The following is an 11,998-nucleotide window of genomic DNA, read 5'->3' on the forward strand; positions in this document are numbered from 1 at the left end:
GGACACTCTTGGTGCAAGGGACAAGGGCCGGTCGGAAGCCTCTCCGACCGGCCCTTACTCTTGCCCGCGGCACAGGCCCCTCCGGCCCCGCGAGATGCGCCGCTTCCTCCCCAGCACACCGCCTCCGACGGTTGTCCACAATCGACTTCTGACCAGGGATTCATCTCCTTCCAATGTCGGAGGTGCCGGGCAGAATCGATGTATGGAAGCCACCGATCCGCTCTTGCCGCCGGGTGACCGCGCGCGCCTGAACGAGATCGTCGATGGCCTCGTCGACCGGCGCCGGCGCATCGCCGCACTGCAGGGCGAAGAAGCGCAGCTGCTGCACGCGGCGCAGGAGTACGCCCTGGCGCAGCGGCGAGCCCTCGACGCTCGCCCCGACGCGCCGGACGACATTGCGCTGCGGTCAATCGCCGCAGAGATCGGCGCCGCGACCGTGCAATCCGACCGCACGGTGCACGCACGGATGGGTGACGCGGCCGCGCTCGTCGAGCGCTTCCCCATCACCCTCGCAGCCCTGCGTACCGGGCGGATCAGCCGTGCGCACGCTGCCGTGATCGCGGATGCCGGTGCGAACATCGACGCCTCAGAAGCTCGCGCCGACTACGAAGCGGCTGTCCTTCCCGTGGCCGAACGCGAAACGGTCGGGCGGCTACGCCCGGTCGCGCGACGCTTGGCCGACCGCTGCCATCCCGTCGCCGTCGACGAACGCCACCGCCAGGCGCGACACGAGCGCCGCGTGTGGGTGTCCGACCGTGACGACGGCATGGCCGAACTCGGCCTCACCGGCCCAGCGCACCTTGTGCACGGAGCATTCGATCGCCTCACCCAACTGGGGGCGGCTGTCATCGACGTGCGCCGGCGCGACGGGGCGAGATCCGTCGAACCACCGTCGAAGCCCGACACACGACGGCTCGATGAAGTACGGGTCGACGTCGCGCTCGATCTCCTCCTGACCGGCCATGCGACGAGCGAAGCCACCGCGGCGAGCATCCCCGAAGCCGAGGTGTTCCGCGCCCGCATCCAGGTGACGATTCCGGTGCGCACCCTGATCGGGGCAGCCGACCGTCCCGCGGACCTCGCCGGCTACGGCCACCTCGACGCGGCGACGGCTCGCACCCTCGCCGCCGCAGCGCCGGGCTGGGATCGACTGTTCACGCACCCGGTCACCGGAGCAGTGCTCGCTGTCGACCGGTACCGCCCCACCAACGAACAACGGCGTTTGCTCCGCGCGCGCGACGAACACTGTCGCTTTCCCGGATGCCGCCAACCCACCTCGCGCTGCGACATCGACCACACCATCGCGAGAGAACACGACGGCCCGACGGCGGTCACGAATCTCGCTCATCTGTGCCGCCGACACCACACGCTCAAACACCACTCCGCCTGGCGAGTCCGGCAACGGCCGGACGGCACCCTCCAGTGGACCAGCCCCACGGGGCGCGAATACGACGATCGTCCCGCGCGCACGCTGGCATTCGAGCCTGCCCCGTTCTGAGCACCCACCGGCCGCGTGATGGAATAGCGCCATGACCGACGACGCGATCTCTCTCACCCTCGACGGCGAACCCGATCTGCCGAGCGCGATCCTGCAGGCGATCTACCGCATCACCGGGCGTTCCACCGTCGAGCTGCGCCGCAGCATCCAGAACCACGAACCCCTCTTCACCGCGGCGTTGTTCCGCAACGACCACATCGACGTCGTCCCGCGCCTCGAGAAGACCATCGCCTACGTCACCGAACTCGGCTTGCCGTTCACCCTGCACGAACAGGTCGACGGCACGCGCGAGGAGATCGATCTAGCCACCCTGCGCAATATCCTCGAAGGCACCGACGGCCAGTTCACCTGAGTGCGCGAAAACCCCACCGCACGAGAGCCGGCGGGGCTCAGACGCCGCCGCCGCCCCCGCCGCCTCCGCCACCACCGGCCGATCCTCCGCCACCGGAGCCGCCTGAGGTCGACGACGAGGACGTCGCCGCGCTCGACAGCGTTCCGATGCTCGACGAGAACGCCGACGCGTCGAACGCTCCCGTCCCGTAGTACCAGATCGGGCCGGCTGCTCCTACCGTCGTGTACAACACGGCCAGGTGCTTCGACCACTCCTTCTCTTGACCGAACACCACGGCGTAGGGAAGCAACTTCTCGTACAGCGCCAGCTTCTGCCGCGGGTCGTTCACATCCACGGGCACCCGCTCGGCGCCCTCCGGCGACTGCAGCATACGGATGCGGTCAGCTTCGGCCCACCGGATGAACTCTTCGAGCCCGCGCAGATGATCGCGCGTCTCGGCGCCCAACGCCGACAGCGGCTTGCGCGAGCACATGCCCACCACGACGAACGCCACGACCACGGAGGCGACCATCACCGCCCACGGCACCGCAGGCTGCACATACGAACCGAGCGCAAAGATTCCCGTGACCACCGCCACGGCCGCCCCGCCCACGGCCAAGAGAAGAGGCAGCCACCGGTCGCCCGCCGCCACCGGGCGCCGCAACCCCCGCGAGACGAGCTCGGCCTCCGCCGCCGCCAGGATCTTCTGCGCCACCTTCGAGAACCGACTGTCCTGCTTTCCGAACTGGTACTGCGCGCCAGGCATCCCCCCGGGGAAGAGTCCATCGAGCAGCATCTGACCGTCGCCGTCGGCCTTGTATCTATCGACGAGCTCGGCCGTCAGCTTCGCCTTACCGAACGGGCCGTCTGTCTCCAGAATGCGGATCGATCCCCGCACCGCCTGCTCGAGCACCTCCGCCGGAATCGCCTTCGAACTCTTGCCGAGCAGCACGGCGCTCTCCAGCGCATCCACGATGCGCGGCGGGTCGTACTCCGCGATGATCGTCGGTCGCCCGGGTTCATCGGCCAGCCGCCGACGACGCGCTCGCACACCGAGTACGCCCGCCGCGACCACGACGATGCCCGCAACCCCCTGCGCCCATCCCGCCGGCGACGCCAGATAGCTCGTGTCGAACGTCGAGAAGGTCCCGTCCGCGAAGCCCACCGCCATCGTCAGTGTCTCGTGTGGCTGCACCTCGTCGGCGACCGCCGTGATGACGGCGCCGCCATCAGCATCCGCACCCTGCGTGATCGACGCGCACGAGGCTTTCGCGCCCTGCACGCCCTGGTAACAGGACATACGGCCCGACAACTCCGACGCCAACTGCGCCGAAAGATGCAATCGAGCGGTGACCTGCCCGAAGGTCTGCGCCCAGTCGACGCCGTTGACGTCCCAGTAGAACTCCAACCCGGTATCGCCGAACACCCACGTCACGTTCTCGAGCGTGTACGTGATGACGAACGTCTGCGCACCGTGCAAGAAACCGTCGTCGCGCGAGACGATCGCGTAGGCGCCGTCGTCGGTATCGGTCTCGCTCGGCCTCTCCCGCCCGTTTTCGTCGGTGATCGACACCAGGTGTGGATGCAGCGGCTGGCCGTTGTATGCCGTCGGGATCGACCGCCGGATGCCGTGGTTCTGATCAGCCTCGGGAAACTGCGCGACCAACGTCTCCACCACCCGCAGACGGCTCGTGCCGTCGCTGCCGCGCGTCAGGGTGTAGTCGGCGGTCATCGACGAGAACGTGAAGTCGTCGACGCCGGTCTGCGCCGCCGCGGCGGGCGTGAGGGGCGCGAGCACAAGTGCCAATAGGAACGCACCGAAAAGACCCGTCAGCCCTACTCTCATGCGCCGCATATGCTCAGCCTAAACGGCGCCATATCAGCCGCCCAGTACAGTGGACGCCATGACCGATCGTCGCCTCGCCGTGGCTGCATGGGAGAGCCTCTTTCGCGCGCAGCACGAAGTCCTGCGCGAGATCAGCGACGACTTCAGCGAAGACGAGCTGACGCAGGCCGAGTACGACGTGCTGCTCACCGTGGTTCGCGGTGACGACAGCACGGCGCGGCTGCGCGACGTCACCGCCAACATGCTGATCAGCCAGCCGAGCGTCTCGCGACTCGTCGACCGCATGGTCGCGCGCGGCCTCATCAGCAAGTGCGCCGACCCGCTCGACGGCCGTGGCGCGATCGTCCGCGCCACGGAGAAGGGCTCCAGCGCGTTTCGTCGCATCGCCACGGCGCACGGGCGCTCGATCGCCGAGCGCATGTCCGTGCTCAGCGACGAAGAACTCGCGCAGCTGCACGAACTGACCGCGAAGCTGCGCGGCGCGTAGAGCCGGGCGCCGTCACCGGGTACGCAAACCGCCCCGGTGCCGAGATGGGCACCGGGGCGGTTCGACGGTCGAGTGACTACTGCTCGACGGGCTGGGGCTCCTGCGACGACTCGTGCGCCCGGATCGTGCCGGCGGAGCCGTCGGCGACGACCTGGATCTTGCGCGGCTTCGCCTTCTCACTCACGGGGATGGTCACCGTCAGCACACCGTTGCTGTACGTGGCGGCGATGCCGTCGGTGTCGATGCCCTGGCCGAGGTTGAGCTGACGCAGGAAGCTCGTGGTCTCGCGCTCGCGCGTGATCCACTTCACACCCTCGCGGTCGCTCAGCGTGCGCTCGGCGCGGATCGTCAGCAGCTGTCCGTCGACGTCGATGTCGACCGAACCGGGATCGATACCCGGAAGGTCGGCGCTCAGCACGTAGTGGTCGCCGTCGCGGTAGAGGTCCATCGGCATCCGGCGCGGTCCGCGGCGCGTGTCGAAGAAGCCAGCCGCGAGGCGGTCGAGGTCACGGAACGGGTCATACGTGGCCATTGTTCTCTCCTCCATCTCGATGAGTCCGAAAGTTGAGCCCCAACGGCTCAACTAGCTCCAGATTAGCACTCGAGGCAGGAGAGTGCCAACGGTTCACGCAGGGCGAACGCGCGAGAAATCAGCACTCGACTACGTTGACCGCGAGACCGCCTTCGCTGGTCTCCTTGTACTTCGTCGACATGTCGATGCCGGTCTGACGCATGGTCTCCACGACGGCATCCAGCGGCACATAGTGAGTGCCGTCACCACGCAACGCGAGCCGGGCAGCGGTCACCGCGGTCGATGCCGCGATCGCGTTGCGTTCGATGCACGGGATCTGCACCAGCCCGCCCACCGGATCGCACGTCAGTCCCAGGTGATGCTCCATCGCGATCTCGGCGGCGTTCTCGATCTGACGATTCGTGCCGCCCATCACCGCCGTCAAGCCGCCGGCGGCCATCGCGCAAGCCGAGCCCACCTCGGCCTGACACCCGCCCTCGGCTCCCGAGATCGACGCGTTCGCCTTGAACAGTGACCCGAGTGCCGTGGCCGTCAGCAGGAAGCGTCGGATGCCGCGGCGACGGTTCGCCTCGGCGAGCGCCTCCGAGGGGGCGGCATCGGCAGACGACGCATCCCCGTCCTGGGCGTGCAGCCCGAGCAGCGCCGAGCCGACTAGCTCGCCGTACGGGGTGACCGCGTTCTCGGCGCCGAGTCCGGCATCGGCGAGGAAACGCCACCAGTACATCGCGACGGCAGGAAGGATGCCGGCAGCCCCGTTCGTCGGCGCCGTGACCACCCGACCGCCGGCCGCGTTCTCCTCGTTGACCGCGAGCGCGAACGCCCCGAGCCACTCCCCCGGCAGCTCGCGACCGGACGCCTCCACGCTCTCCAGTTGCGCGCGGATCGCGCCGGCACGACGCTTCACCCTCAACATGCCGGGCAGGACGCCGTCGGCATGCAGACCGGCGTCGACACAGGCGGCCATCGCGTCCCAGATGGTGTCGAGGCCCTCCGCGACCTCGCTCTCCGAGCGCAGCGCCTCCTCGTTTCGGCGGGCGACCTCCGCGATCGTCAGACCGTACTCGTCGCAGACATCCAGCAGTTGCGCCGCCGTCAAGAAGGGAAGCGGAGTGGATGCCGCGGCCACCGCGCTCACCTCACCCTCGCGGCGGATGAACCCGCCGCCGATCGAGTAGTAGGTGTCTTCGCAGAGGATGGCGCCCGCGGCATCCCGCGCGATCAGCGTCATTGCGTTGGGGTGACCGGGCAGACGCGTGCGCGGGGCGAGCACGATGTCGTCGCGTGCGAACGCGACGGCGGCGCGGCCGTCGAGCAGCAGCTGCGCGCCGTCGACCCAGCCGGTCCACGCACCCCGCACGAGAGCGGGGTCGACCGTCTCGGGGGCATGGCCCTGCAGTCCGGCGACGACGGCATCGGGCGTACCGTGGCCGATGCCGGTGGCCCCCAGCGACCCGTACAGGGCGCACTCGACACGGGTGATCGCGCGGGCGCCGTCGGCCGTCGAGGCCTCCACCGCACGGCGCGCGAAGTCGCGGGCCGCGCGCAGCGGCCCCACGGTATGGGAACTCGACGGTCCTACTCCGATGGAGAACAGTTCGAATGCCGAGACGTACGCACTCACTCTTGGAGCCTACGCCGACAGCTACGCTGAGCAGTCAGAGGAGCACCATGACCGCACTGACGACGCCCGATGCCGACCGCCCCGCCGCCCTCGAGGCCTGCGAAGCGATCGGCCGCACCGACGACGGTTTCCTCGCCCGTTTCGACGCGCAGTTCCCGCGCCTGCACGCGCTGTTCGCCCGCCTGTACGGGCAGCGCGCCGACGGCCTCGAGCAGCTCGCCGCAACGGTGGCCGCGGCATCCGCTTCGTGGAACGCACGCCCGCTCGATCTGAAGGTGCGCGATGCGCAGCGTGAAGCCGATCAGGACTGGTTCCAGTCCGAACGGATGCTGGGAGGCGTCTGCTACGTCGACCGGTATGCCGGAAACCTCGCCGGCATCCGCGACCAGATCCCCTACTTCCGCGAGCTCGGGCTGACCTACCTGCACCTCATGCCGCTGTTCGACGCTCCCGCGGGTGACAACGACGGCGGCTATGCGGTCTCCAGCTACCGTCGTGTCAACCCGAGCCTGGGCACGATGCAGCAGCTCACCGAGCTCGCCGCCGATCTCCGCCTCGCGGGCATCTCGCTCGTGCTGGACTTCATCTTCAACCACACCAGCAACGAGCACGAGTGGGCGCAGAAGGCCGTTGCGGGCGACCCCGAGTTCAGCGATTTCTACCTGATCTTCCCCGATCGTGAGATGCCCGATGCCTACGAGCGCACGACGCGAGAGATCTTCCCCGACGACCATCGCGGATCTTTCGTGCAGCTCGAGGACGGCCGCTGGATCTGGTCGACCTTCTACCGCTACCAGTGGGACCTCAACTACGCGAACCCCGCAGTGTTCCGCGCGATGGCGGGCGAGATGCTCTTCCTGGCGAACCAGGGCGTCGAGGTGCTCCGGATGGATGCCGTGGCCTTCATCTGGAAGCGATTGGGCACCTCGTGCGAATCGCTGCCCGAGGCGCACCTGCTGCTGCAGGCGTTCAACGCGGTACTCGCGATGGCCGCGCCCGGGATGGTCTTCAAGTCGGAGGCGATCGTCCACCCCGACGAGGTCGTCAGTTACGTCTCACCCGACGAGTGCGAGCTGTCGTACAACCCGCTGCAGATGGCCCTCACGTGGGAGGCATTGGCCACCCGCGACGGTCGCCTCCTGCAGCAGGCCATCGACCGTCGGCACGACCTGCCCGCCGGCACCGCATGGGTCAACTACGTGCGCAGCCACGACGACATCGGCTGGACGTTCGCCGACGAGGATGCCGCGGAACTCGGCATCGACGGCTACGCGCACCGCCAGTTCCTCAACCGCTTCTACACCGGCCGCCACGAGGGCAGCTTCGCCCGCGGGGTCGCATTCCAGGAGAACCCCGCGACGGGCGACGCCCGCGTCACGGGCACGACGGCCTCGCTCGCCGGCGTCGAGTCGGGTGATATCGGCGGCGAGGATCGCGTGGTCCTCGCCCACGCTCTTGCACTCTCCACGGGCGGCATACCGCTGCTGTACCTCGGCGACGAGGTCGCCCAACTCAACGACTACACGTACGCCGACGACCCGGTGCGGCGCGGCGACTCGCGCTGGGTGCACCGCGGCAACCGCCCGCGCGACGCCTATGCGCGGCGCGGCGACGACACGACGACCGCCGGGCGCATCTTCCGCCGCCTGACCAAGCTGATCTCGGTGCGCCAGCAGTCTCCCGAACTCGCCGGCAACACGCTCATGCCGTTCCACACGCCGCACGCCGCCGTCATCGGCTACCAGCGCCCCGGCGCACCGTCGCGCCTGCTGGTGCTGGCCAACGTCGGCGACGCCGAGGTGGCGATCGATCCGCTGACCTTCTCCGGCTTCGAACGCATCGGGTTCGACCTCGTCCACGACACCGCGCACGATCTCGACGAGGGTCTGATCCTGCCGCCGCACGGTTTCGTGTGGCTGCGGGTCACCCCGGTCTGAGCCGCACGTGGATCAGAAGCCGAGCAGGCCGCCCTGCGGACGGAACACACCCGCGCGGGCGAGTGCAAGGTAGAGCAGGCATCCGAGGCAGAGCCCGAAGACGGCGTTGAGGAAGGCGGCGACGAAGGCGGCGGCGGCGGCGATGGGCAGCGCCCACGCGACGCCGGCGACGTGCAACAGAAGTCCGATCGTCACCACCGCGAACCCGATCACCTGGGCGAAGCGCGGGGGCCGCGGGTCTTCGAGGTCGGTGGGCGGCTGCAGGCGCGGGCGGATGGCCGCGCGGTAGAGGGCACCCCACGGCGCGGTCTGCGGAACGGCGAAGCCCCACACGAAGAGCAGATCCACGACGACGAGCAGGACGAAGGCCGGGTCGCTCACCCGCTCGCCGAGCGCTGCGGCCGGCTGCGTCGACGAGCCGACGAGCGCGAGGAAGACGCCGACGAGCAGCAGCAGCGCCGTGAGGGATGCCGCAAAGCGCGGCCCCCGTGGGTCGATACCGGCGGGGCGGAGGGACGACGGGGCGTCGGAGGAGTTCACCACGGTGCCACGTTAGGCGGATCGGCTGCCGGAACAGCCTGCACCGTCACAGTTCTTCATGCTCACCGCTCTTCATACTCACGGCGGCGTCACCCCGGAAACACGAAAGCCCGCGGAGATCCGCGGGCTTTCGTCAGTACTGTCTCAACACAGTGTGCGCCCGAAGGGACTCGAACCCCTAACCTTCTGATCCGTAGTCAGATGCTCTATCCATTGAGCTACGGGCGCAGTTTCGGCAACCTCTCAGAGGGCCGAGGAACAGCTTATCCTAACCGCGGGGATCCGCCGAATCGGCGGCTACTCCCACTCCCCAGGGTCGATGGCAGCCGCCTCAGAGCGCTCCGCGACGTCGTCCGGTTCGACACCGGCTGCTCGCTTCTTCTGCTGAGCGCTCACGCTGCGGCGATGCGCCCGCAGCTTCGGCAGGTCGACCAGACGCAGCGCCTGCATGCGGGCCGTGCGCATCCGTTCGTAGTCGGGATCGAGATCAGGACGGGCCGCTTCGATGCGCAGCGTGCGGTCGATGTTTCCCGCCACCTCCGACCAGGCGGCATCCCGTGCATCGTTCACCAGCTTGCGCAGCTCTACCTCGTCGGCGGCGCGGAGGCGCAGCTCGTGCGCCACATGCAGCGACTGCTTCTGACGCCGACGGAGGTTGCGCACATCGCGGCTGCGGTAGTCGTGCGTACCGTCGGAGTCGCTGTGCCGCCCGCGCGCCGTGCGCCGCTCCCGCTCGGTGCGCGCTGCATCGGCTTCAGCCTCGGCGGCGAGCATCTCGAGCGCCGCCTTCGCCTCGGGAAGATAGCGATCGGGATGGAAGTCCTCGCCGTCGGCGAGGATGTGCACGAGGATCGTGTTCTTCAGGCTCAGCCGCGTCGCCGCCGACGCGATGTACAGCCCCTCCGCGACGACGTCACGGGTGCGTATGCGTTTGCTGCTGTCTGCCACGACACTCCCTCACCCCCGATCCTACGGAAGAGCGTTAGCACGCGTGCGATGACGCGACAACCCCTTCTGCCTCGGGCGGCTTCTTCGTACCCTGGAGTCCCTACCCACGAGAGGAGTCGACCATGGGATTCATCGATGACGCCAAGGACGCTGCGGAGACGGCGGGCCGCAAGATCAAGGACGGCTTCGAAGACACCGTCGACCGCGTTTCCGACAAGGTCGACGAAGTGAAGGCGGATGCCGAGGTCAAGAAGGCCGAAGCCGAGCGCGACTCCGTCCACAAGCGCAACGAGATCAAGGAAGAGATCCGCGGAGACGAGTGACGTTTCCGAAACGAGGAAGGGCCCCGGGGGAGATATCCCCGGGGCCCTTCCTCGTGTGCAGGCGCGACGGGGGCCTCAGCGAGTGATGCCCGCGATGCGCCAGGAGGCCGACACGGACGATCCGGGCTCGACGACGAGAAGTCCCGCGTCGTAGTCGTAGCGCGGCGCGTTGAACGCGTCGGGAGCGCACGTCATCGGCTCGACGGCGAGCCCGGCCCGATGGCCGGGGTCGATACCGCCGTTCGACAGCAGCGGCAGGTCGGCCGTGTGGATCTGCACCCACGGGCACGCTCCATCCCAGACCATCTCAACACCCGTGCCCGAGGGGTCGACGACCCGCACCGTCGCCACGCCGTCGACGCGCGAAAGGCCGGTGAAGGCGTGGTCGATCTCGACGTCGCCGAGCACGCGCGGGGAGCGCCAGTCGAAGCGATCCGAACCGGCGACCTCCGCCAGCCCGATCGGAGCGAGCTGATTGTCGGTCACTTCGAGAACCTGGTCGGCCGGCAACGTCAACGACCACTCGTCCAGCGGCGCCGATCCGGCCACGAGATAGGGATGCGGGCCGGTGCCGAACGGCGCGGCATCCGCGCTCTCATTCGTGGCGACGACCGTCTGCGTGAGGCCGTCGGCACCGAGGCGATAGGTCGTCTCGACACGGAGCCGCCACGGATAGCCCGCCTGCGGAACGACGACCGCGGCGAGAGTCACCGCGTCCTCGCTCTGCGAGACCACCGCGAAGTCGAGCCAGACGGCCAGGCCGTGCAGCGCATTGGGCCTGCCCGGGTCGGTCAGGGCGAGTTTGTACGTGACGCCCGCGAACGTGTAGACGCCGTCGACGACCCGGTTGGGCCAGGGCGCCAGCGTCGCTCCGCGATAGGCGGGGCGCACCTCGTCGGCGGCGAACGGCACGACGAGATCGCGCCCGTCGAGCGTGAGTGAACGCAGCGACGCGCCGACACTGGCGATGTGCGCTTCGTACGATCCGGACCGGAGGACGACGTCGGTACCCGAAGCGGGAACGGACGTCGGGGGCGTCTGAGCAGGTGACTGTGGCATCGTGAACATCGTAGTGTCAGGCACCGTCGCCGGTGGCGACCGGCCGGTCGGGAGTATTCGACCACTGGCTCCACGAGCCCGGGTAGAGCGCAGCCTCGTGTCCGGCGATGGCGAGCGCGAGCACGGCATGCGCGGCCGTCACCCCTGACCCGCAGTACACACCGATCGTCTCGCCGTCGAGCTCCTCGTATTTCTCGCGGAGCTCACCGGCGCTGAGCAGGCCCGCACCGGCGGCGAGGTTCTCGGTGGTCGGGGCGTTACGCGCACCCGGGATGTGCCCGGCTGCCGGGTCGAGCGGTTCGACCTCACCGCGGTAGCGCTCGGGCGCCCGCGCATCGAGCAGGACGCCGGTCTGCGCCAGCTCAGCGGCCGCATCGATGTCCAGACGCGCCCGGTGACCGGGGGTCAGCGTCGCCGTGCCGGGCGCGACCTCCACATCGCCCTCCTCGAGCGCGCCGCCGCTGTCGCGCCACGCACGCAGACCCCCGTCGAGCACCCGGACGTCGACACCGCCGTCGGAGAGCATCCACCACGCGCGCGCCGCGGCGAACGAGTTCCAGTCGTCGTACACGACAACCCGATCGCCGTCATCGATCCCCCAGCGCTGCACGGCCCGCTGGAACGCCTCCGGCGACGGCAGCGGATGCCGCCCCTCCTCGGGCGCCCCGTGCGCGGCCAACTCCTCATCGAGGCTCACATAGATCGCCCCGGGCACGTGGCCGGCGCGGTACGCCGCACTGCCGTCGGGAGCGTCGAGACGGTAGCGCACATCCAGGACGACGGGCGGCTCGGCGGACGAGAGCTCCACGGCCAGCGCGCGGGCATCGATGAGGAGACTGTTCATGAGGTCGACGTTACGCCCGTGACGGCACGCGG

General features: G+C 69.0%; 12 protein-coding genes and 1 tRNA gene. 5 read left to right on the plus strand and 8 right to left on the minus strand.

The features are described 5' to 3' along the window. Positions 1 to 202 precede the first annotated feature (202 nt). On the plus strand, positions 203 to 1,498 hold the full coding sequence (locus ITJ43_RS08005) for an HNH endonuclease signature motif containing protein (protein WP_194583330.1): 1,296 nt from the start codon (positions 203 to 205) through the stop codon (positions 1,496 to 1,498). Between the two features lie 31 nt (positions 1,499 to 1,529). Continuing rightward, complete coding sequence (locus ITJ43_RS08010; RefSeq protein ID WP_194583331.1) at positions 1,530 to 1,850, plus strand: hypothetical protein; 321 nt, start codon at positions 1,530 to 1,532, stop codon at positions 1,848 to 1,850. A gap of 37 nt (positions 1,851 to 1,887) precedes the next feature. Here the strand turns inward: ITJ43_RS08010 and ITJ43_RS08015 are convergent, their stop codons facing one another. Further along, positions 1,888 to 3,627 carry a DUF2207 family protein gene (locus tag ITJ43_RS08015; RefSeq protein ID WP_323741161.1) on the minus strand — a complete coding sequence of 580 codons (1,740 nt, stop codon included), beginning with the start codon at positions 3,625 to 3,627 and terminating at the stop codon, positions 1,888 to 1,890. Between the two features lie 106 nt (positions 3,628 to 3,733). Between ITJ43_RS08015 and ITJ43_RS08020 the strand changes: the two genes are divergently transcribed. Further along, positions 3,734 to 4,162: a MarR family winged helix-turn-helix transcriptional regulator gene (locus ITJ43_RS08020; protein WP_194583333.1), complete on the plus strand. Its 429-nt coding sequence runs from the start codon at positions 3,734 to 3,736 to the stop codon at positions 4,160 to 4,162. A gap of 76 nt (positions 4,163 to 4,238) precedes the next feature. Here the strand turns inward: ITJ43_RS08020 and ITJ43_RS08025 are convergent, their stop codons facing one another. Beyond that, positions 4,239 to 4,694 carry an Hsp20/alpha crystallin family protein gene (locus tag ITJ43_RS08025; protein WP_194583334.1) on the minus strand — a complete coding sequence of 152 codons (456 nt, stop codon included), beginning with the start codon at positions 4,692 to 4,694 and terminating at the stop codon, positions 4,239 to 4,241. A 118-nt stretch (positions 4,695 to 4,812) separates the two neighbouring features. Further along, complete coding sequence (locus ITJ43_RS08030) at positions 4,813 to 6,315, minus strand: L-serine ammonia-lyase, iron-sulfur-dependent, subunit alpha (protein ID WP_194583335.1); 1,503 nt, start codon at positions 6,313 to 6,315, stop codon at positions 4,813 to 4,815. Between the two features lie 47 nt (positions 6,316 to 6,362). Between ITJ43_RS08030 and ITJ43_RS08035 the strand changes: the two genes are divergently transcribed. Next, positions 6,363 to 8,252, plus strand: a complete 1,890-nt coding sequence (locus tag ITJ43_RS08035; RefSeq protein ID WP_194583336.1) for an alpha-amylase family protein — start codon at positions 6,363 to 6,365, stop codon at positions 8,250 to 8,252. A gap of 12 nt (positions 8,253 to 8,264) precedes the next feature. Here ITJ43_RS08035 and ITJ43_RS08040 read toward each other — a convergent pair whose 3' ends face one another. The 3 genes from ITJ43_RS08040 to ITJ43_RS08050 form a co-directional block, all read right to left on the minus strand. Next, complete coding sequence (locus ITJ43_RS08040) at positions 8,265 to 8,795, minus strand: DUF4395 family protein (RefSeq protein WP_323741162.1); 531 nt, start codon at positions 8,793 to 8,795, stop codon at positions 8,265 to 8,267. A gap of 152 nt (positions 8,796 to 8,947) precedes the next feature. Continuing rightward, positions 8,948 to 9,020 (minus strand) — tRNA-Arg (locus ITJ43_RS08045). Between the two features lie 69 nt (positions 9,021 to 9,089). After that, complete coding sequence (locus ITJ43_RS08050) at positions 9,090 to 9,740, minus strand: asparagine synthase (protein ID WP_194583337.1); 651 nt, start codon at positions 9,738 to 9,740, stop codon at positions 9,090 to 9,092. Positions 9,741 to 9,862: 122 nt separating this feature from the next. On the opposite strand from ITJ43_RS08050, the gene ITJ43_RS08055 reads away from it, so the two are divergent. Beyond that, positions 9,863 to 10,063 (plus strand): hypothetical protein, encoded by a 201-nt coding sequence (locus ITJ43_RS08055; protein ID WP_194583338.1) that lies wholly within the window; start codon positions 9,863 to 9,865, stop codon positions 10,061 to 10,063. A 75-nt stretch (positions 10,064 to 10,138) separates the two neighbouring features. Here the strand turns inward: ITJ43_RS08055 and ITJ43_RS08060 are convergent, their stop codons facing one another. Together ITJ43_RS08060 and ITJ43_RS08065 are read right to left on the minus strand one after the other, a co-directional pair. After that, positions 10,139 to 11,122: an aldose 1-epimerase family protein gene (locus ITJ43_RS08060; RefSeq protein ID WP_194583339.1), complete on the minus strand. Its 984-nt coding sequence runs from the start codon at positions 11,120 to 11,122 to the stop codon at positions 10,139 to 10,141. A 16-nt stretch (positions 11,123 to 11,138) separates the two neighbouring features. Beyond that, a complete protein-coding gene (locus ITJ43_RS08065) occupies positions 11,139 to 11,966 on the minus strand; it encodes a sulfurtransferase (protein WP_194583340.1) in 828 nt (275 codons plus the stop codon). Positions 11,967 to 11,998: the final 32 nt, after the last annotated feature.

Origin of the sequence: Microbacterium sp. VKM Ac-2870 (assembly GCF_015350795.1) — a bacterium.
Taxonomy (GTDB): domain Bacteria; phylum Actinomycetota; class Actinomycetes; order Actinomycetales; family Microbacteriaceae; genus Microbacterium.

Bases quoted from the DNA above. Each gene is read 5' to 3' on its own strand.
- ITJ43_RS08005 (WP_194583330.1), top strand. From the start codon at position 203: ATGGAAGCCACCGATCCGCTCTTGCCGCCGGGTGACCGCGCGCGCCTG.
- ITJ43_RS08010 (WP_194583331.1), top strand. From the start codon at position 1,530: ATGACCGACGACGCGATCTCTCTCACCCTCGACGGCGAACCCGATCTG.
- ITJ43_RS08020 (WP_194583333.1), top strand. From the start codon at position 3,734: ATGACCGATCGTCGCCTCGCCGTGGCTGCATGGGAGAGCCTCTTTCGC.
- ITJ43_RS08025 (WP_194583334.1), bottom strand. From the start codon at position 4,694: ATGGCCACGTATGACCCGTTCCGTGACCTCGACCGCCTCGCGGCTGGC.
- ITJ43_RS08035 (WP_194583336.1), top strand. From the start codon at position 6,363: ATGACCGCACTGACGACGCCCGATGCCGACCGCCCCGCCGCCCTCGAG.
- ITJ43_RS08055 (WP_194583338.1), top strand. From the start codon at position 9,863: ATGGGATTCATCGATGACGCCAAGGACGCTGCGGAGACGGCGGGCCGC.
- ITJ43_RS08060 (WP_194583339.1), bottom strand. From the start codon at position 11,122: ATGCCACAGTCACCTGCTCAGACGCCCCCGACGTCCGTTCCCGCTTCG.
- ITJ43_RS08065 (WP_194583340.1), bottom strand. From the start codon at position 11,966: ATGAACAGTCTCCTCATCGATGCCCGCGCGCTGGCCGTGGAGCTCTCG.